18 protein-coding genes and 2 tRNA genes are annotated in these 20,912 nt (G+C 48.6%); 7 read left to right on the top strand and 13 right to left on the bottom strand.

The window, feature by feature from the left end; translation table 11 throughout:
* Positions 1-367 precede the first annotated feature (367 nt).
* The 3 genes from gltA to ACN0R8_RS08220 all read left to right on the top strand — a co-directional run bounded on the left by gltA (position 368) and on the right by ACN0R8_RS08220 (position 4,653).
* The gene (gltA, locus tag ACN0R8_RS08210; RefSeq protein WP_417596600.1) at positions 368-1,654 is read left to right on the top strand and encodes a citrate synthase; all 1,287 of its coding nucleotides are present in this window, start codon (positions 368-370) and stop codon (positions 1,652-1,654) included.
* A 59-nt stretch (positions 1,655-1,713) separates the two neighbouring features.
* A complete protein-coding gene (locus ACN0R8_RS08215; protein ID WP_417596853.1) occupies positions 1,714-2,628 on the top strand; it encodes an NAD(P)-dependent oxidoreductase in 915 nt (304 codons plus the stop codon).
* Positions 2,629-2,748: 120 nt separating this feature from the next.
* On the top strand, positions 2,749-4,653 hold the full coding sequence (locus ACN0R8_RS08220) for an HD domain-containing phosphohydrolase (protein WP_417596601.1): 1,905 nt from the start codon (positions 2,749-2,751) through the stop codon (positions 4,651-4,653).
* 149 nt (positions 4,654-4,802) lie between these two features.
* On the opposite strand, the gene ACN0R8_RS08225 is transcribed toward ACN0R8_RS08220, so the two are convergent.
* The 4 genes from ACN0R8_RS08225 to ACN0R8_RS08240 form a co-directional block, all read right to left on the bottom strand.
* Positions 4,803-4,878 (bottom strand) — tRNA-Glu (locus ACN0R8_RS08225).
* A 57-nt stretch (positions 4,879-4,935) separates the two neighbouring features.
* A tRNA-Ala gene (locus tag ACN0R8_RS08230) sits at positions 4,936-5,011 on the bottom strand.
* Positions 5,012-5,152: 141 nt separating this feature from the next.
* On the bottom strand, positions 5,153-6,637 hold the full coding sequence (gene gltX / locus ACN0R8_RS08235) for a glutamate--tRNA ligase (protein WP_417596602.1): 1,485 nt from the start codon (positions 6,635-6,637) through the stop codon (positions 5,153-5,155).
* Between the two features lie 193 nt (positions 6,638-6,830).
* On the bottom strand, positions 6,831-7,637 hold the full coding sequence (locus ACN0R8_RS08240) for a carbon-nitrogen hydrolase family protein (RefSeq protein ID WP_417596603.1): 807 nt from the start codon (positions 7,635-7,637) through the stop codon (positions 6,831-6,833).
* Between the two features lie 244 nt (positions 7,638-7,881).
* On the opposite strand from ACN0R8_RS08240, the gene ACN0R8_RS08245 reads away from it, so the two are divergent.
* Positions 7,882-9,279: an AmpG family muropeptide MFS transporter gene (locus ACN0R8_RS08245; protein ID WP_417596604.1), complete on the top strand. Its 1,398-nt coding sequence runs from the start codon at positions 7,882-7,884 to the stop codon at positions 9,277-9,279.
* The gene (locus tag ACN0R8_RS08250) at positions 9,272-9,742 is read left to right on the top strand and encodes a transcriptional repressor (RefSeq protein WP_417596605.1); all 471 of its coding nucleotides are present in this window, start codon (positions 9,272-9,274) and stop codon (positions 9,740-9,742) included. The genes ACN0R8_RS08245 and ACN0R8_RS08250 overlap by 8 nt, the downstream gene beginning before the upstream one ends.
* Positions 9,743-9,821: 79 nt before the next feature.
* Here ACN0R8_RS08250 and ACN0R8_RS08255 read toward each other — a convergent pair whose 3' ends face one another.
* From ACN0R8_RS08255 to ACN0R8_RS08275, 5 genes are all read right to left on the bottom strand, one after another.
* Complete coding sequence (locus ACN0R8_RS08255; protein ID WP_417596606.1) at positions 9,822-10,139, bottom strand: antibiotic biosynthesis monooxygenase family protein; 318 nt, start codon at positions 10,137-10,139, stop codon at positions 9,822-9,824.
* Between the two features lie 38 nt (positions 10,140-10,177).
* On the bottom strand, positions 10,178-10,582 hold the full coding sequence (locus ACN0R8_RS08260) for a DUF1801 domain-containing protein (protein ID WP_417596607.1): 405 nt from the start codon (positions 10,580-10,582) through the stop codon (positions 10,178-10,180).
* Between the two features lie 393 nt (positions 10,583-10,975).
* Positions 10,976-11,383: a hypothetical protein gene (locus ACN0R8_RS08265; RefSeq protein WP_417596608.1), complete on the bottom strand. Its 408-nt coding sequence runs from the start codon at positions 11,381-11,383 to the stop codon at positions 10,976-10,978.
* Between the two features lie 126 nt (positions 11,384-11,509).
* Positions 11,510-11,797 (bottom strand): coiled coil domain-containing protein, encoded by a 288-nt coding sequence (locus tag ACN0R8_RS08270; protein ID WP_417596609.1) that lies wholly within the window; start codon positions 11,795-11,797, stop codon positions 11,510-11,512.
* Between the two features lie 216 nt (positions 11,798-12,013).
* The gene (locus tag ACN0R8_RS08275) at positions 12,014-12,496 is read right to left on the bottom strand and encodes a YajQ family cyclic di-GMP-binding protein (RefSeq protein WP_417596610.1); all 483 of its coding nucleotides are present in this window, start codon (positions 12,494-12,496) and stop codon (positions 12,014-12,016) included.
* A 72-nt stretch (positions 12,497-12,568) separates the two neighbouring features.
* Between ACN0R8_RS08275 and ACN0R8_RS08280 the strand changes: the two genes are divergently transcribed.
* Complete coding sequence (locus tag ACN0R8_RS08280) at positions 12,569-13,492, top strand: ketopantoate reductase family protein (RefSeq protein ID WP_417596611.1); 924 nt, start codon at positions 12,569-12,571, stop codon at positions 13,490-13,492.
* Here the strand turns inward: ACN0R8_RS08280 and ACN0R8_RS08285 are convergent.
* Both ACN0R8_RS08285 and ppc read right to left on the bottom strand, forming a co-directional pair.
* Positions 13,477-14,151, bottom strand: coding sequence for an HD domain-containing protein (locus ACN0R8_RS08285; RefSeq protein ID WP_417596612.1), 675 nt, complete (start codon positions 14,149-14,151; stop codon positions 13,477-13,479). The two genes, ACN0R8_RS08280 and ACN0R8_RS08285, sit on opposite strands and share 16 nt — an antisense overlap.
* A 69-nt stretch (positions 14,152-14,220) precedes the next feature.
* Positions 14,221-16,860: a phosphoenolpyruvate carboxylase gene (gene ppc / locus ACN0R8_RS08290; protein WP_417596613.1), complete on the bottom strand. Its 2,640-nt coding sequence runs from the start codon at positions 16,858-16,860 to the stop codon at positions 14,221-14,223.
* Between the two features lie 201 nt (positions 16,861-17,061).
* On the opposite strand from ppc, the gene ACN0R8_RS08295 reads away from it, so the two are divergent.
* Positions 17,062-17,400, top strand: coding sequence for a type 1 pili tip component (locus ACN0R8_RS08295; protein ID WP_417596614.1), 339 nt, complete (start codon positions 17,062-17,064; stop codon positions 17,398-17,400).
* 187 nt (positions 17,401-17,587) lie between these two features.
* Here ACN0R8_RS08295 and mazG read toward each other — a convergent pair whose 3' ends face one another.
* Positions 17,588-18,502, bottom strand: coding sequence for a nucleoside triphosphate pyrophosphohydrolase (mazG, locus tag ACN0R8_RS08300; RefSeq protein ID WP_417596615.1), 915 nt, complete (start codon positions 18,500-18,502; stop codon positions 17,588-17,590).
* 102 nt (positions 18,503-18,604) lie between these two features.
* Positions 18,605-20,887, bottom strand: coding sequence for a GTP diphosphokinase (gene relA, locus ACN0R8_RS08305; protein ID WP_417596616.1), 2,283 nt, complete (start codon positions 20,885-20,887; stop codon positions 18,605-18,607).
* Positions 20,888-20,912 lie beyond the last annotated feature (25 nt).

Consider the following 20,912-nt stretch of genomic DNA (forward strand, 5'->3'; position numbering starts at 1 on the left):
CTTACACACTCTCTATGCCCTTTCATAGGGCTTATGGTTTCAGGTGGTTGCATCCTTATATATAGAAGCATAAAAAAGGCAAAAAAACCCATTTCATTAACTTATTTATATAAGGCCGCACCACCGCCAATCGTGCGGCAGGAATTATAGTGACTCGCTATTCTGATTACAATAAAACCAAAGGCATAGCTGGGCCATAATTCCACGAAAACGCCACACGTCCGATGGGTCATTGATTTTAACAACCATTACCTGCTTTACTGCTACCTTTTTGGGTAATTGACAATCCTGCTTATCCTTCTATATTTGTGCAGTCCGCGATTTTGGGCATGGCAAGTATGAATTAACAATTAGAAAGGAGGCCATAATGGCTGACAAGAAAGCGATCCTGACGGTACCAGGGCTTGATGATCCAATTGAACTGCCAATTTATAACGGCACTGTTGGCCCTGACGTTATCGACGTACGCGGCTTGACCTCCAAGGGAATGTTCACCTACGACCCCGGCTTCGTTTCCACAGCATCCTGTGAATCAGCGATCACCTATATTGATGGCGCCAAAGGTGTTCTACTACACCGAGGTTATCCGATCGACCAACTGGCAAAACAGTCTGACTACATAGAACTGTGCTACCTTCTGCTTAACGGCGAACTACCCAGCTCGGAAGAAAAGAAAAACTTTGAGTCCACCATCACCTATCACACCATGGTGCACGAGCAACTGGCTCAATTTTTTAAAGGCTTCCGGCGTGATGCTCACCCCATGGCAATCTTATGCGGCGTTGTTGGCGCACTATCTGCGTTCTACCATGACTCCCTGGATATCAAAAATCCACGGGACCGCGAAGTATCTGCATTCCGCTTAATCGCTAAAATGCCGACGATTTCCGCAATGTGCTACAAATACTCAACAGGCCAACCATTTGTCTATCCACGCAACGATCTGAGCTATGCAGAAAATTTCCTGCACATGATGTTCAGCACCCCTTGTGAAGAATACGTACCAAATCCTGTTCTGGCCAAGGCGATGGATCGCATCTTTATGCTCCATGCGGATCATGAGCAGAACGCCTCAACTTCAACTGTACGCCTTACAGGCTCAACCGGTGCGAATCCTTTCGCTTGTATCGCGGCAGGTATTGCAGCCCTATGGGGCCCTTCCCATGGCGGAGCAAACGAAGCTGTCCTGACCATGCTGGATGAGATTGGTGAAGACTCCGAAGAAAACATTCAGCACTTTATCGCCAAGGCAAAGGATAAAGACGACCCATTCCGCCTGATGGGCTTCGGTCATCGCGTTTATCGCAACTTCGACCCTCGGGCAAAAGTAATGAAAGAAACCTGCGACGAAGTTCTGAAAGAACTTGGGCTGGAAAACGACCCTCAGCTACATATCGCTAAGCGCTTAGAAGAGATTGCATTGGAAGATGAGTACTTTATCGAGCGTAAACTTTATCCGAACGTAGACTTCTATTCCGGTATCATCCTGAAAGCCCTGGGTATCCCAACCAATATGTTCACAGTGATTTTTGCACTGTCTCGAACTGTTGGCTGGATCTCCCATTGGAAAGAAATGGTAAGCGGCGACAACAAGATCGGCCGCCCTCGCCAGCTGTACAAAGGTTCCGATATGCGCGATTATCCTGCTAAATAAGCAAAAATCGGTTCCAAAAAAAGGGCTGCTTTGCAGCCCTTTTTTTATTATCAGAAACAATATTCTTATCATCACAGCAAGAAAGAGGAATAACAACAATGACACTTAACCTCGCATTTATCGGCCTAGGCGTTATGGGCTATCCAATGGCAGGCCACTTGGCAAGCGCAGGTCACAAGGTCTGCGTGTATAACAGGACCTCCAGCAAAGCAAAACAATGGGCCGAAACTTTCGGCGGCACTTTTGGCGCAACCCCCGCTGAAGCCGCCAGAGATGCCGATATTGTATTTTGCTGCGTTGGTAATGACGATGATGTACGCAGTGTCACCGTTGCTAAAAACGGCGTTATTGAAAACATGAAAGCCGGCAGCATCCTGATCGACCATACAACAGCCTCAGCAGAGCTTGCCGTTGAACTCGACACCGCATGTCGTGGAGCTGGCTTACACTTTATCGATGCTCCTGTATCCGGCGGCCAACAAGGAGCTGAGAACGGCAAGCTAACGATCATGTGCGGCGGTGAAAATACCGTTTTTGAGAAAACAGAAACGATCATGTCAATCTATGCACAGGCCGTCACCTTAATGGGCTCAGTCGGCGCAGGTCAGCTCACTAAAATGGTCAACCAGATCTGTATAGCCGGACTGGTACAAGGCTTGTCTGAAGGGCTCTACTTCGCCGAAAAAGCCGGACTCGACCAGAATAAGGTTATTGATGTGATATCCAAAGGTGCCGCAGGCTCCTGGCAGATGATCAACCGACACCAGACCATGATCAACGATCAGTATGAGCACGGCTTTGCGGTAGACTGGATGCGCAAAGACCTTGATATCTGTCTAAGCCAGGGGCGTAAGATTCAGGCTAAACTACCTGCTACCGCACTTGTTGACCAGTTCTACAGCGAAGTACAGGCAATGGGGGGCGGACGCTGGGATACGTCCAGCTTGCTAAAACGCCTGAAAGCGACCGATTAAATACTTTTTTATGTAATTTCCAGATACAATTTTAAGTGTACAATTTAGCTTTTTGATTTTATAAGGTGTTTTCTTTCCGCGAAAACAAATTAGCCATTCAGACAAAGAGGATTTGATACCTTGGCAACGGAGACCCCCATCGCACAACAGGACAATCAATCTGAGCCACAGGGCCAGCTATTGACTAAACCTGAAAGCATTTACGGGCTTCTCAACCGCCTGAAAGATCATCATATCCCGCTAAAATTACACTTTAATACGGTCGAAGGTGTGTATAGCACCATTATCCTGAAGGTTGACCTGAAAAATCGCCACTTTATTATCGACCAGGTTACTCCTAATTGGGGTGACAGAATGATGGCAAAAAGTGGCGCGTTTATGTTCGAAGCCTACTACGATGGTTGCAGAATAGCATCATCGACCCTGAAGGCAGCAGGCAAAGGGATCCAGGACGGAGAAGCCATCTACAAGGTTCCTTTTCCCGACGAACTCGATTATTTTCAGCGCCGACAGTTTTATCGGGCCCAGATTCGCCGTGGCGTTATTATTGACGCAATACTGGACTCTAAGGGTCTGGCAAACCCCGTCATTGGCGAACTGAAAGACATCTCTGCCCAGGGCTGCCAGATTGAGATAGACGGCGATTACAGGGACACTCTTGGCAACCAAATCGTTCTTGACTCCTGCTCAATAACCTTCCCTAATCAATTATCGGTCAGCACTGCAATTCAGGTTCGCCACGTTGGCTATGATAACAAAAAGGATCGCTCAAGTTGCGGCTGCCTGTTTGTTGATCTACCACCAATGGAAGAGCGCAAAGTCTCCTACGCCGTTGCCGAAATACAACGGGAAGTTGCCCGTCGTTCCAGCGATGGCAGCGCACGCTACATCTCCCCTCTTTATGAGCCAAAGCCCATTGAAGAAAATGAAGATGAAAGCAATGCCGGAGCCACAGGCAAAAAAAATAAAGCATCAGATGCAACTACCGATAGCAACAATAAGACTACCGACGAGTCCGTAAAAGAACAGATTGAGGACAACTCTCTTCAGAGCGGTATTAACGAACTTAAACAGCAGAAAGAGAAAGCCAGACTGCAGGAACTTTTCAAAGAGTTTCGCATTTACCACACAAACGCTATTGCCGCTGTCAAAGGCCTCTTAGCCCAGGTTAAACAGAAAACAACTCTTAAACTTCAGCCTGCAATCGAAATATCCGAACAGCTGGCCAGCGCTCTAGAACAAAATCCACATGTTTTATTAGCACTAACAACACTGCGCGATGCTCAGGACTATATTCCTCAGCACAGCGTCAGCTTTGGCATTCATTTGGCTCACTTTGCCAAAAGCATGGGCTACCAGGGCAAGCTTGCCGACCTTATCTACGCAGGCCTTCTACATGATATAGGCAAGGCTACTTTACCCAGCATGGTTGTATTCAAGCCTGATAGACTGAATACCCAGGAGCTGAAAAGCATGCAGCGGCATGTCATCACAACTCACAAGGCACTCACGGAGGCATCGGACAATATCCCGAAAGAAGTAATCGCCGTTGTATTGGGTAACACAGAAAGGCTTGATGGTTCAGGCTATCCGCGCCAGCTTAAGGCTGACAAAATATCAGGCCTTGCCCGAATGGCTGGTATTGTTGATGCCTACGATGCCATGACTACCGACCGCAACTACGCAAAAGGTGTATTGCCTGCCCTGGCCTTTAAAACACTCATGAATAGCGATAAGCAGTTTGATAGGCTAATGGTACAACGCTTTATCAAGTGCATTGGACTTATGCCTGTAGGTTCTTTTGTTCGCCTATCAAGCAACAAGCTAGGCTTTGTTCTGACACTGGATGAGGAAACCTCTAAACCCGCAATGGTTCGCGTTATTTACGATGCTGATAAAAAACAACTTATTACGCCGGACGATTTTGATTTAACCGATCCGATCAGCTCCGCCAGCGTCGGCACCATTGCCCGTCCGGAAGACCCCGCCAAATACTTTATTAACAGATTACTAATGATGGACTAAAAGACCTAAGCAGAGAGAGGCTTAAGCAAAAGAGATGTATAGGTAGGGGAACACGCCATTTCAGGTATAGAAGCTATATTTCAGGCATAAAAAAACCGCCTATCAGGCGGTATCGTTATCTCTTTTCAACTCAATCTTCAGAAGAAAAGTGGCGTCCCATAGGGGGTTCGAACCCCTGTTACCGCCGTGAAAGGGCGGTGTCCTAGGCCACTAGACGAATGGGACGCATAACACTTCAAAACCACACTCTTACGGGCATGATTTTAAAATCATACGAGAGATTGGTGGAGCCTAGCGGGATCGAACCGCTGACCTCAACACTGCCAGTGTTGCGCTCTCCCAGCTGAGCTAAGGCCCCGTCTCAAGTACGGGACGAATAATACTGATCCGCCCCGCACTGGTCAATACTTTTTTTCTAAAAAAACGGCATTTTTTAAGAAAACTTATACTGACAAATCAACCGGTTAGCCAGAAAGGTTTATCCGGCACAAGAATTAGCTTACTGGTTTAGCGCAGCAAACTCTTTTTCCAGCTTCTTGGTTTGCTTTTTGGAAACACCACCCAAAACCTCAACCGCGTGACGAAGACGGGCACGGGTCATATCAGGCCCGATAATCGCCATAGAGTCCAAAACAGAAGAGGAGGTTGCAGAGCCTGCAATAGCAACAAAAATAGGCTGAAGGAACTCTTTTATTTTCACTTCAAAGTGATCTGACAACATCTTCACGTCAGCAAAGATATTATCTTTATTCCACTCACGGAGCGCTTCCATCTGCCATAACGTGAACTGCAGCTGCTTCACAAGATCGGCTTTTTCCGTCTTGATATGGGCAAAGCTTTCTTCATTAATTGGCAACATACCGGAGAAGAAGAAGCCTGCTAACGGTGCGATATCACTAAAGGTTTCCACTCGACCTTTAATCTGAGGAATGATCTGACTGACATACTCAGGATTAAAGGCCCATTTCATCACTTCCTGCATAAACTGCTGATCATCCAGTGTCTCACGGATGTACAAACCATTCAGCCAGGACAGTTTCTCAACATCAAATACCGGGCCACCCAATGAAACCCGCTGTATATCAAAGTTTTCAATCATCTCATCCAGCGAGAAGCGCTCACGCTCATCCGGCATCGACCAACCCATACGCCCGAGATAGTTCACAACCGCCTGGGGCAAGAAGCCCATACGACGATAGAAGTTGATTGAAGTCGGGTTCTTACGTTTGGACAACTTAGATTTATCCGCATTACGCAGTAATGGGAAATGACACAGAACCGGCATATCCCAGCCGAAATATTCATACAGCAACTTATGCTTAGGTGCCGAGTTGATCCACTCTTCGCCACGGAGTACATGAGTGATCTTCATCAGATGATCATCCACCACATTTGCAAGGTGGTAGGTCGGCATGCCATCCGCCTTAAGCAGGATCTGACAATCGATCTGCCCCCAGTCAATCTCAATCGTACCGCGCAGCATATCCTCAACCTGACAAACACCTTCTTCCGGTACGCACATGCGAATCACGTAAGGTGCGTCAGCAGCTTCACGGGCAGCTACTTCCTCAGCAGGCAATGCCAGATCACTTTGCTTCAACGCAGTATGTTTGCCTTCAGCTTTACGGGCTTCGCGCAGTTCATTCAGCTCTTCACTGGTACGATAACAGCGGAATGCCTTACCTTCTTTTTCCAGGCGATAGGCATAGTCTGCATACATATGCTTACGCTCAGACTGTCGATATGGGCCGTATTCACCACCAACATCCGGCCCCTCATCCCAATCGAGGCCCAGCCAACGCAGGGAATCAAAGATCATCTGTTCCGAATCTGCACTGCTGCGGGTCTGGTCAGTATCTTCAATACGCAGAATAAATTTACCACCATGCTTTCTGGCAAAAGCCAGATTAAACAAAGCAATATAAGCAGTACCAACATGGGGATCACCGGTTGGTGATGGAGCAATACGGGTGCGAACAGTCATGGTTTTCCGTTCTATCCTGTGATGATGAATGGGAAAAATAATTGCTGACAATTATAGTCTAGGGGCTGCCAGACCAACAGCCCTTCGGGCCAGTTATCAGGCCTCTGCAGATAAAACTTTACGTTTATTCCACAGAACTAAGCGTGCAAAAGGAATCATAGGTAGTGATGACAAGTACCTTGCAGCCATCAGTTTACAGGCGTCGATGCAACCAACTGGGCAACTGCTGACGCACCTCAACAAAGCGACTGACTCTGAGTTCCGCTACGATAATGCCTTCACCGGTTTCAAGCTCAGCCAGCTTCTCACCCCAGGGGTCAAGAGTCATTGTGTGTCCCCAGGTTTTGCGGCCACTTTCATGATGGCCACCCTGAGCCGGAGCCAGCAGAAAACATTGATTCTCCACCGCACGGGCTTTCAGTAACACCTCCCAATGGGCGCGACCGGTTGGCACCGTAAAGGCAGACGGCACAATCAGAAGATCGACATTATCCAGCCCACGGAAAAGCTCAGGAAAGCGAAGGTCGTAACAAATACCGAGACCAACCCTCCCCCAGGGCGTATCAAAGCAAACTGGCTGAGTGCCCGCTTCAATACTGGCAGATTCGTTATAACACTCCTCACCTTTTTGAAAACTGAACAGATGGATCTTGTCATAACGGGCGACGCACAAACCTTCAGAGTCAAAGACCAGGGTTGTATTGGTAACATGATCGTTCTGCCTACCTTTTAGCGGCAGGGATCCGGCCACCAGCCAGATGTTAAGCTTGCGGGCCAGGCTCGCCAAACGCTGCTGAATCGGTCCGTCACCATAAGCCTCAGCGATCTCAAACTTGGCTCGTTCATCATGGTGCAACAGAGTAAAATATTCCGGCAAAGCAATCAGTTTTGCCCCCTGCTCCGCCGCCTGAGTCACCCAGTATTCTGCCCGTTTCAGATTCTGCTCCAAATCCTCACCGGAAACCATCTGCACGCCTGCTACCTTAAAATCCGCCAACATCATTTTTACCTTTTTTATCCACCGCCGCCGTTCTGCGACTCTTTCAGCGGAAGTCAATTCATCAGAAAGCTAATTCATAGAAAAAGCCCCCGAAATACAAAGTCATTTAATGTGCCGCAGTATAACAATAGCTTTGCCCCTCGGCACAGCAAGGGTTCTTGCGTACAATGGTTGGTTTTGACGTTATTGGCCGGACGACTCACCTCAATAATAAACGCTGGCCCGACAGAAACTGGATACGAATTTGACCTCACAACAAAACCCACGACTCAACTTTAAAGGTCTTATGGCAGCCTGCTTCAATCGCAGGATGCTGGTCACCTTTGTCATGGGCTTTTCAAGCGGCATGCCACTGCTACTCACCATATCAGTACTTCAGGTCTGGATGCGCCAGGAAGGTGTCGATCTTTCAACCATCGGCATGATGGCTTTGGTCGGTTTACCCTATACCCTGAAATTTGTCTGGGCCCCCTTTCTGGATCGCTTTACTCTGCCGTTTCTCGGACGCCGCCGCGGATGGCTACTTCTGATTCAACTCCTGCTCGCATTCTCTATCGCAAGCCTTGGGTTGTCTGACCCTGCCTCATCCCCCTGGCTGATCGCTTTCCTGGCCCTATTGGTCACCTTCTTCAGCGCCAGCCAGGATATTGTCATTGACGCCTATCGCCGGGAACATCTGCATGAAAATGAACTGGGTATGGGTTCCAGCCTCTACGTCTACGGTTACCGTACCGGTATGCTACTCGCTTCCGGAGGCGGGCTGATCTTAGCTGACAGTATTGGCTTTGCAGCGGTTTATATGCTGATGGGGCTTTGCATGGGTATCGGTATGGTGACTACACTGATGGCCCCGGAGCCTCAGGTTACTGCTCCACCTCCTTCCAGCCTTAAAGCTGCTGTTGTTGAGCCTTTCAAAGAATATTTCACCCGGGACAGTGCTTGGACCATCCTACTGTTTATTTTGCTCTATAAATTAGGCGATACACTGGCCAGCGCCATGACCAGCCCCTTCTATGTCGATTTGGGGTTTAGCTCAGAAGAGATCGGTTATACCGTTAAATTTTTTGGTTTCTGGGCAACTCTGATTGGTGCATTTCTCGGTGGCGCCCTGATCATCAGACTGGGCATTTATCGCGCACTCTGGCTGTTTGGTATTCTGCAGATGGCCAGTACCGCAGGTTTTGCTCTGCTGGCAGAGGTGGGCTACAACCTGAACATGCTGGCCGCGGTGATCGGTTTTGAGAATCTCACCGCCGGAATGGGCACCGCTGCCTATATGGCCTTTATGGCATCACTGACCGACAAACGCTTTACCGCCACTCAGTACGCCTTGCTCACCAGCCTGATGGGAGTTCCCCGTACGCTGATCTCGGCACCCAGTGGTTTTCTTGCCGAAGCTGTTGGCTGGACAGAGTTTTTTATCCTTTGCACTCTGATCGCACTACCGGGTCTTTGGCTACTACGCCACTTCTCTGACTGGCATAGCCACAGTGATCAGGAACAGCAATATTCTGGAACAGATAACAAATACTCAGCCTCTGATACAGGCCAGCCAATGGCTGATAATAAACACGCTATAAAAAATAATTCCTCTGTTAAAAACGCCGTAAATTCGGGAAGAAGGAGCCAGGGATATGATTAAGCAGGATGTTGAGAAGACTATTAGCCATGCTTTAAACTATTGCCAACAATCCGGTGTTCGCCTGACTCCAAAACGGGAAAAGGTTCTGCGTGTTTTGCTGGAAGCTAATAACCCCCTGTCCGCTTACGACGTGGTTGAGCAGTTTCGGGTAGATTACTCCGAAAACCTACCGGCCATGAGTGCCTACCGGATTCTTACCTTTCTGCTCGACAACGGTTTTGTGCATAAACTGGAAACTACCAATCAGTTTCTGGCCTGTCATCATATTCGCTGCGACCACCCTCACCAGCCGCCTAAGTTTCTGATCTGCGATCAGTGCAATACTGTAAAAGAGTTAAGCCTAAGCCCAGACACACTGAATGAACTGAATCGCGGCATTGAAGAGGCGGGTTTTACCCTAGTAAGGCGGCAGCTGGAACTGCATGGCCTGTGCGATCAGTGCCAAAAGGACACCAAGGTTTGATTTAAACTGACGGACAAAGGCCTCAATTGAGGCCTTTTTCTATCTGTGGACAGGTTCAGTAAACCCTCGCAGGTTAAGATCAGATGCCATAATCCCGCTCGACTTTAGCTATTCTCAGCTTAAAGGCGGCGTACCACTTTTCATGTCCCAGCCGCTGTGCTTGCTTGTGTTCTGCGTTCTGCTTCCAGTGTTTAATCGCTTCCAGACTTTTCCAGTAAGACACCGTGATACCTAAACCATCCCGAACAGATTCCACACCCAGAAATCCCGGCTGGTCGGCAGCCAGTTCAACCATGCGATCCGCCATCGCGCCATATCCGTCATCACTTTCGGTTCTCTGGTTGGTAAAAATTACCGCGTAATAGGGTGGTTCCGGGGTTCTAGCAATATCAGACATCTTCTTTTCCATAAATTAGGTTAAAAACAGACAGGAGTCTAAGCACCGAGCAGCGGTAAATGCTTAACCGAGTGATATGTCAGGGCCAGTTGCAGACAGTGTTTTACAGCAACCTCCGGCAGAGGTTCAGATAACGACAAGACAATTGCACGATTACCTTCAAAAGCCAAGCTGTCGCGATACAACTCTTTAAAGGTTTCGACTAAACGCGTTTTGCAGTTGAAAAACAGGTAATACTGATCAGGTGCTTTCTCCTTCCAGTCCATTCGGACAGGGCTACCGGATTTCACGCTGAAACTGGGCTCCCCCCATTTAAGGGCCTGATCAACCTCTCCGGCATCTAACTCTAAAGCGGTCTTTATGATCAGATCACGGAGCTCCAGCAGCCTTTGCCTAACCTGATCAGGATATTGATCAAATTTCAGGCTTAGTACATCACTCATTGGCCCACTCCATGTCCTGCGTCACCGGCAAACTCTGAGGTCACAATGAGCCCCCATTAGCTATGCGCTGAAAATAAAACCTGTCCCGACTTAAAGGCAGAGACCTGAACCACACAATACTTGGTTCTGAACGCCTGACCAACAAGCACAGACTAATATTCCAATCCCTGCATCCAAAGATCACGTAACTGCTTAGGGGAAGCCGCTGCCAGTGAAGCCATCGCCTCATAGTGCCTGCAGGGCAGCGGATCGAGCTTACTTAACCAGCTATCGGAAGATAGCCTCAGCCAGAGAAAGGTCTCAATCAGCGTTAAAGGGACATAAAAAAGCCGGAGTGATATCACCCCGGCTTGAAGGACTCAGGAAAGCAAGCCTTCCTAAAAACAGTGTTAATCAGGCATCCTGTTGTCCACGATCATACTCTTCCTGGGCATCCTGCCATGCATCCGACATAGACTGATACGCTTTATTGAAGCCATTTCTCATCTCAGACCAAGCACCTTTGCTACTTTCTTTCATACTGCCATACCATTCAGACAGCTGATTTCGCTCCCGGCGCAATTCTCTAAGAGCGGCCTGGGTTTCCTGACGAGCGGGCTTGCTTAACTGATCCCAACGATTCTCAATCCGAGCTTCCAATCGATTGATACGCTCATCAGCCCTTTGCATCACTTGTTTGGCTGTTTGAACAGCTTCCTGCTGCTGATCTTGGGTATAAGCCTGCAGGGTTTCAACAACATCTGCCGTTTCCTGCTTGATATCCTGGGCAGTAACATCAGTATCTTGCTTATTACCAGCCATAGAAAATGACGCCATAGAAAACAATAAAAAAGAGGCAATAAATTTAAAAATATTACTTTTAAAAAACATATAAAAAACTCCACTATTCATCAATTAAACCAGATCTTATAAAAATTAATTAACAGATCAACTGAAACGTTTTGATGCGGAGTCCATGGCTTCAGAGAGGGATTCTTTAGCCAGATCCAGCCCTGATTTGACATCGCTCCAGGCGTCGTCGCTGGAATTACGAAGCTCTTCAAATTTGCTGGATACTGCTTCCTGCTTGATTTTTAGCTGTTCGATCTGCTCATAGTACTCAACCTGGGCAGAGGCATTGGCCTGATCTGCTTTAGATTTGAGCTTATCAATATCAGCTTTCCATTCATCAAGCTGGGCTTCAACCTTTTGTTGATAGGCTTCTTTCTTACTCATGTTCAATTAACTCCTTTGTCACCTTCTCATATAAATATATTAAAAATATAAATATAAAAGTGACTAGCTAACTGAGAATTTACCTTATCAAGGATCTAAATATGATAAGAAGCTTGGTAACTACCCTAACATAAAAAAACGGGGTCCTGTCAAATCAGAACCCCGTTATATTTACTATTATTTAAAATATAAATTATGCTATTAAAAACCTAAATACTAATCTCTGAAATTCTGATACTGAAGTGGAATATCCAGCTCAGACTGCCGGAGAAAGGCGATCACCTGCTGTAGATCATCACGCTTTTTACCGGTAACCCGTACCTGATCGCCCTGAATAGCAGCCTGCACTTTCAGTTTTTCCTGCTTGATCATTTTAACGATTTTACGTGCCGTATCGGTATCGATACCTTCCTGAAGGGTGACAATCGCCTTAGCGGTTTTGCCACTTTCAATGATATCACCGACCTCCATACATTTAACATCCACTTCACGGCGGATCAGTTCAGCCTGCAGCATATCGACCATCTGACGCACCTGAAATTCAGACTCAGATACCACTTCCACCACATTTTCTTTACGCAAAAACCTGGCATCGACCCCCTTAAAGTCGAAGCGGTTTTTCACCACGCGATTAGACTGATCCACAGCGTTGGTCACCTGGTGCATATCCAATTCTGACACCACATCAAAAGATGGCATGTTTGTCTCCTTAATAATTCTGTCTGCAGGCATTATACTTGCGCCCCTGTTTCTGCCAACTGGATAAATTGCATGAGTCAAACACACTGGACGGTATTGGGTGCGGGTTCGCTGGGCTGCCTTTGGGCGGGCTATCTGAATCAGGCCGGATTCCCGGTAACCCTACTGCACAGAGAGGGGGTTGCAGCACCTGAATCCCTGAATCTGACACGCTTTCAGGCTGAGCAGGCAACAGCATTTGAAGCAAGACTGACAACAGCATCAGCCTGCCCGGAAAAATCGATTAGCCGACTGGTTGTCGCCACAAAAGCCCATGATGCTCTGAATGCTGTGGCAGGTATTAAACATGCACTAACCGATAACGCCTGTATTGTCCTGCTGCAAAACGGCATGGGATCTCAGCAGGCTGTAGCAGAGCAATACCCTGAGTTTGCCATTATCGCAGTGTGCATTACTGATGGCGCGTACCGAACAGGCCCTGGGCATGTTATCCATGCCGGTCAGGGGGTCAGCCGTGTCGGAGCACTGAATAAAGCAGGCCAAAAGGTCTGGCGACAGGTTGTTGAAGATCTTGAGCAAACAGATCTTATTATCGAAGCTTGCGAAGATATAAACCAGGCACTGTGGAATAAACTGGCGATCAACATTGCCATTAACGGTCTGACGGCGCTGGACCAGTGCCTGAACGGTGATCTGATGCAACCGGAGCGTTACCAGCGGGTAGCCTCTCTGTGCCGGGAAACTGAGGCTGTGATGAAAGGACTAAAGCTACAACTACCAGAACAGGGACTGCTGCAGCTGGCAACGGACGTGATTGAAGGTACAGCGAAAAACCGATCCTCCATGCTGCAGGATACCCTGCGGGGTAAAATCACCGAGATCGACTATATTAACGGTTATCTGGTACAGCAGGCAGAACGCCTGAATATTGAAGTGCCGGAGAGTCTGTTAATCCTCCATGAAGTAAAGCAACGCTTTAATCAGCCGTCTTCATAGGGCGGCTTCTGACTCAACTGATCCAGTTGCTGTAAACCTTCTTCGATAATCTGACGGGCTAAAGCAAACAGCTCAGGACGGCCTTGCTTTAGCACCTGAAGCATCGCATATTTTTCCGGCAGGTAAAGCGCTGCAAACTCAGGGTCACGCTCAGCTATTGTGTTGGTATTATCGATGATATCTGCCAGCTTAATCGTTTTTGCCCGTTTATCAGCTTGCTGAAGTTGCATTCGATCAAGCAACTTTCGCTCCGCACGCGCGAGGTCATCACTGTGCGGCCCCGAAGTCAGCTGCTCCACCAAAAGAGCGACATCGTCGCCAAACAGGTGGCGAATTTCATCCAGATCAACATCCGTGTCTTCCACTACATCATGCAGCCATGCCGCAGCCAGAACTTCTGGCTCCGGTAGAAACTCTGCCACACGCTCAGCAACGGCCTGTGGATGAACAATATAATCCTCATTGGTATAGCGACGAACCTGCTCATGCCGACCGTGAGCATCTGAAGCAAATTGACGGGCTCGCTCCACCAAGGGATACTGCATAGCACTATCACGCTCCGTATCCGTGCGCCTCGTCTCTCCCACAGATGGAGCAGTATTCTGCTCCACATGGTTCAGCACATCGGCCGAGGACTTCGATGAGTTCGTTAATTTCATTCTGCCTCCGGATCCCCAGCAGCATGGACTACCGGGGAAAGCTCATATATCAATATAAACCACGGAGCGTTAGCCCGTGTTACGTAAACCTGCAGCAATGCCAGCCATCGTCACCATCAACGCCTGCTCGACCTGTCCATTACCCGGTTGAGAGCGATCTCGCTGTAATAGCTCCGCCTGCAAAACATGCAGAGGATCAATATAAGGATTACGTACCCGCACAGCTTCGGCAATCAAAGGCATATGCTCCTGCAGTGATTTGCGGTCACGGATCTGCATAACGGTCTGCTTCAGGTTATCCAGGCGCGCACAAAGTACATCACCCAGGGGATGCAACTTTTCCGGTACCAGCTTTTTCTCATAATAGCGGGCAACATTGACGTCAGACTTCGTCAACACCATTTCTAACATATCCATGTAGGTGGTAAAAAATGGCCACTTCTCCATCATTTCCCGAATTAAAGGCAGTTCACCTTCCTGAACCGCATCAGACAGAGCTATATCACTGCCCAACCAGGCGGGCAACATCAGACGGATCTGAGTCCAGGCAAAAATCCACGGAATTGCCCGCAGACTTTCCACGCCGCCGTCAGCCCGGCGTTTAGCCGGTCGACTACCCAGTGGTAGCTTTGCTAACTCCTGTTCAGGTGTAATCGCACGAAAATAGGGGACAAAATCCGGTACATCCCGCACCTGATGGCGATAGCTCTGCAGAGCACGCTCAGCCAGTAAGTTCATCTCTTCACGCCATAAAGCTTTAACGGATGGTGGCGGCTGTAGTGTGGCTTCCAGCACAGCGGAAACATAAATTTCCATGCTCCTCTGGGCAATATCCGGCAAGCCAAACTTAAAACGTATCATCTCCCCTTGCTCTGTCACTCTAAGGCTGCCACTGACAGAGCCCGGCGGCTGAGCGAGAATTGCCGAACGGGCTGGACCACCGCCACGACCAACCGTGCCACCGCGACCATGGAAAAGAGTCAGATGGACGCCGTGGCGTTTACAAACTTTCACCAGTTCTTCCTGGGCACGATACTGCCCCCAAGCTGCGGCAAGCTGCCCCGCATCTTTGGATGAGTCCGAGTAACCGATCATAATCTCCTGCTCACCGCGAATCCGGTCCTGATACCATTCAATGCGCATCAGGCTCCCGATAACCTCCGAGGAACGATCCAGATCATCCAGCGTCTCAAACAGGGGCACAACCTTCATCGGGAAAGGGCAACCACACTCTTTCAGAAGCAGGTGCACCGCTAAAACATCCGAAGCATGATGCGCCATGGAGATAACATAGCTGCCAAGGGCTTCTTCGGACTGCTGAGCCACTACCCGACAGGTATCAATCACCTCCTGAACTTCAGCAGAGGGTTGCCAATTATGAGGGATCAAAGGACGGCAGGAACGCAGTTCAGTCAGCAAAAAGTGCTGTTTTTCCGGCTCGCTCCAGTCATGATAACTTCCCAAGTCCAATGCCTGACAAATTTCCGCCATAACATCCGCATGACGGCCTGAGTCCTGACGAATATCCAGTTTAAGCAGATTAAGACCAAAACAGCTCGCACGCCGCAAGGTATCCAGCAGTGCACCTTTCGCAATACGTGACATACCACTGTCGATCAGACTTTGATAACAAAGCTTAAGAGGAGCTTTCAGCTCTTTGGTGTCAATCAGTACAGCATCCGGCCGCTCATCGCGGCTATGGCCATCCAGCTGACCTTCAATCCATTCCTGGGTCACCTGCAAACGGCGACGCAGACCGCGCAGCAGTACACGGTATGGCTCTTTGGTTTCCTCACCCACTTCGGCGCGCAGATCATCGTTACACTGCCACATGGAGAGCTCGTTCAGCAGCTGGTCGATATCACGCAAATAGAGGTCCGCTGCCATCCAACGGGCTAACAAGAGGACTTCCTGCGTTACCTTGGCGGTTACATTGGGGTTGCCATCACGGTCGCCACCCATCCAGGAAGCGAAGCGAATCGGCGAACAGTCCAGAGGCAACGAGCGCCCTGTTGTTGCTTTCAGCCCCTGATTCAGGTAACGATAAAATTCAGGAACCGCCTGCCAGAGCGAGTTCTCAATAACCACAAAGCCCCACTTGGCTTCATCCACAGGTGTTGGCCGCTGATGTCGGATCTCATCGGTATGCCAAGCCTGTTCCACCAGCTGACGAATACGGTTTTGTATTTTCTCTCGCTGATCGAGATAGAGACTTTCATTTTCCAGCTGATCAAGATTGTCTGCGATAGCATCATATTTCTGGATCAATGTACGACGGTTCACCTCAGTGGGGTGAGCGGTCATCACCAGATCGATACGCATATCGGTAATGGTCTGCCAGATCTCCTCCGGCGAAATATCCTGGGTCGCCAGATGGTTAAACAGCGTCACGATAGAGTGCTGCTCAAGCGCTTCGTAATTCTCTGTTTTGCGGTATCGGGCACGGTAATGCTGTTCTGCAATATTCGCAAGATTCAGAAACTGATTAAAAGCCCTCGCCACCGGTAATAACTCATCATCAGAAAGATTACTGAGGTAATCCTGCAAGCTGTTGTCAGAGTGATCACCTACGCGATCCGCTTTTGCCAGGTGGCGGATGGTTTCAATTTTTTCTAAAAATTCATCACCCATATGATGGCTGATGGTTTGCCCTAAGTAGTCGCCCAGCTCACGCACATTATCACGCAACGACTCATGTAACTGATTCATGGGCTACCTCCATGATGTCCGGAAAATTCATACCACGGGAAGATGTAATGACCGAGCCCGTAAATATTTTTTACTACGTTTGCATACCATTTACTACGTTTAAAAACCAAATGTCACTGGTTACTTTGCCCAATCTGAGCCATCTTTAAGGTGTCGTTATTCGACAGCTTTAATATCAAGGTCGTCACCGGGAGCAAATTTATGAGATTTAATGAATTGGTACATAACTGGAAAAGCAATGACACCGGGGCGGTCACTGAAGAGCTCTATAGTATTCGTTTACCGGTTGAAGATGCCGCTCGCTTAAAAGCTCTGGCAGAACTTTTTCCACGACGACCGCCAGAGCTACTATTGGCTGACCTGATTAAGGTAGCGCTGGATGAGGTGGAGGGACGTTTCCCTTACGAAAAAGGCACCAGAGTTGTGGCCCACGATGAAGAAGGTGACCCCATCTATGAAGATGAAGGTTTAACCCCTCGATTTCTTGAACTGAGCCGTCACTACCTGAAAGAACATACGAAACTTAAAGCTGCAGGTTAGTTTAGCTTCAGAGTAAACAGTTCGATTACCCGAAAACGCATAGTAAACTTTTTTATCGCCGCCTTTCTCCCTTAGGCGGTATTTTCCTGCAGAATCACTGCGGGACTTGCCATGTAGGCCGCCTGCCCTGAGTCTTTGGAGTCAGGATAACAGGCGGTCATTTTTTATATCAGACGGACCAAGTCTTCTATTCTGACAGAGCTTGCGCCTCCAGCTGCTTGGCTTCATCCCACCAGTGATCCATCTGTTTCAGATCCACATCATCAAAACTGAGCCCCGCATTCTGCAGCTGCTGTTCAATATAGGCGAAGCGGAATTCAAATTTGCGATTCGTTCCTCTTAATGCACTTTCCGGATCCTTCTTCAGGTAACGACTGAGATTGGTTGCTGCAAACAGAAGATCACCAAACTCCTTTTGCGCTTCCGGCAGATTGTTCTCTGCTACCGCCTCTTCTACCTCTTCCAGCTCCTCACGGACTTTTTCCAGCACTCCCTGAATATTCGGCCAGTCAAAGCCCACTTTGGAAGCTTTTTTCTGAATCTTGGCCGCTCGGGTCAATGCCGGTAGTCCTACGGGAATGTCCGACAGAACAGAAGGCTTATGATGTGGACTCCCGCCGTTTTCCGTTGCAGCTTTTTTCGCCTTCTCTTCCGCCTTGATCTCACCCCAGCGCTGCTTGACCTCAGCTTCATCAACATCAGTCGCTGACACCGATTCATTATCCGCAGGATATAAGTGCCCGCTGGCAAAAACATGAGGGTGGCGTCTTACCATTTTAGTGACCAGCTCATCCGCTACATCATCCAGATTAAACCAACCTTTCTCATCAGCCATCTGGCTGTAGTAGATCACTTGGAACAGGAGATCACCCAATTCTTCTTTCAGGTGACTCCAGTCCTCACGCTCAATGGTATCGGCGACCTCATAGGCTTCTTCGAGAGTATGAGGAACGATAGTGGCAAAGGTCTGCTCCTTATCCCACGGGCAACCGCTTTCAGGGTCACGCAGACGCGCCATCAGATAGGTCAGATCCTTTATGCTATATCGATCCGGATTTTCAGATGACTCAGACTGTGTATTGGTGACTGGCTTTTGGCTCATAACAGATGGCTCTTGTCGATAAATAAACAGATGAAAGACTCTAATGTAAAATGCCCGCAAAAGCGGGCATTTTCAGCAAACAGCATAGATCTGCGCTACAGATCAGGCTGACTTTTTCTTTTCCTGAAAACGCTGGACATCAAGAATATTCGGCAACTGCTCAATTCGGTTAAGAATACGGCCCAGCACCTGAATACCATCGACTTCCAGCGTTACTAGGATATTAGCCTGGTTCTCTTTTTTGTCTGTCAGTGTATTCACCGACAGCACATTCACCTTATCGTTGGCCAGTACTGACATAATGTCCCGCAACAAACCAGAACGATCCCAGGCCCGAATACGCACATCAACAGAGTACATGTGCTGGGTGCGCTCTCCCCACTCAACATTAATCATTCGGTGCGGATCTTCAGTTTTCAACTGCAACGCATTAGCACAATCTTGGCGGTGAATTGAAACACCACGACCGACAGTAATGTAACCCACGATGTCATCACCAGGCACCGGATGGCAGCATTTGGCAATCTGCGTCATCAGGTTACCCACACCATGAATCGTGATGTCATCCGGTGCATTGCTACCGGATTTCTGGCCGCTGTGATAACGACGGTGCAACAGGAATTTTTCTAACTGCTCTTCATCATCCGTTTCACCGAACAGGTTCTGGGCCACGCTTAACACCTGACCGGTACGCAAGTCACCAGCTCCTAGTGCTGCGTACATATCATCTTCAGTCTGATAATTAACCGCCTGCGCCAGCTTCGGCAGATCAAGACCACTGAGCCCCAACTGCTTAAACTCTTTCTCAAGCAGCTGACGTCCTTCAACAATATTTTGATCACGATCCTGAAGCTTAAACCAGCTCTGAATCTTCGCCCGGGTACGGGATGTTAACGCATAGCCCAAAGCAGGATTCAGCCAATCCCGACTGGGCCGGGTATTCTCTGAGGTCAGAATTTCAACCTGATCACCGGTTTTCAAATGATAGGTCAAAGGTACAATGCGGCCATTCACCTTAGCACCACGACAACGATGGCCTACTTCGGTATGTACCCGGTAAGCGAAGTCTACTGGCGTTGCATCATGGGGCAGATCCAATACATGGCCATCCGGGGTAAAAATATAGATCCGATCCGGAGCAACATCATTACGCAGCTCTTCACGCAAACCATTGGCATCCCCGACCTCTTCATGCCATTCAAGAACCTGGCGCAACCAGGCAATCTTCTCTTCATAGCTGTCGCTGGTTTTCTTGGTATCGGTACCCTTATAAAGCCAATGTGCACAGACTCCCAGCTCGGCTTCCTCATGCATATCGAGGGTACGAATCTGAACTTCCAGCACTTTCCCCTCAGGTCCAACCACTGCAGTGTGCAAAGAGCGATAGCCATTTTCTTTAGGCGTTGCGATATAGTCATCAAACTCATGGGGAATGTGGTGCCACAGGCCATGAATAATTCCCAGAGCGGTATAGCAATCTTTAACATCCGGCACCAGAATTCGTACGGCGCGAACATCATACACCTCTGAGAAATCGATATTTTTACGCTTCATTTTGCGCCAGATGCTGTAAATGTGCTTCGCTCGCCCATTTACTTCTGCCCCACGAATACCTTCCCCTTCCAGCTTCTCTTTCAGGTGCGCAATCACCTTTTCAATATAGTCCGTACGGTCCAGGCGTTTCTCAGATAACAAGCGGGCGATGCTCTTGTACTGTTCCTCTTCCAGATAACGGAAAGAAAGGTCTTCCAGCTCCCACTTGATATAACCAATACCTAAACGGTGAGCCAAGGGTGCATAAATTTCAAAAACCTCCCGGGCAACCCGCAAACGCTTATCGCGAGGAGCGTTTTTTACATCACGAATGGCACAGGTGCGCTCTGCAAGCTTAATTAAGGCTACGCGGACATCGTCTATCATCGCAACCAGCATCTTGCGCAGGTTTTCCAGCTGACTTTTATTCTCCTGACCGAAGACAATACCTTCTGCCGGCAGTTGAATATGGCTGATCGCCGCCATTTCTGTAACGCCGTTGATCAACTTGGCAACCATTTCACCAAACGCGTCTTCAACCTGCACAGTTGTAATATGCCCCTCACGAACCGCCCGATAGAGAATAGAAGCGATCAGAGAGTCTTCATCCATCTGTAGCTCACCAAGAATGTCAGCCATCTCAAGGCCGGTACGGTAGCAACGGGAACCTTTTGCGATCCAGTAGTTGTCTTCTTTACGGGCATTGCGTTGGGCATCACGGGCCATTTCACAGGCTAACCGAACCCGCTCCGGAGAGTTGAGCGTGACATCTTCCTGCAGGCGCTGCAGCCAGTTAGGGATGTTAACCGTGCCATCAGGGTTTAACGGTTGATCTTCGCGTACTTTTACCATGTCTTCGCCTGTAAATTCGGTTTCT

The organism is Oceanospirillum sp. (assembly GCF_048265165.1).
GTDB lineage: Bacteria > Pseudomonadota > Gammaproteobacteria > Pseudomonadales > Halomonadaceae > Oceanospirillum.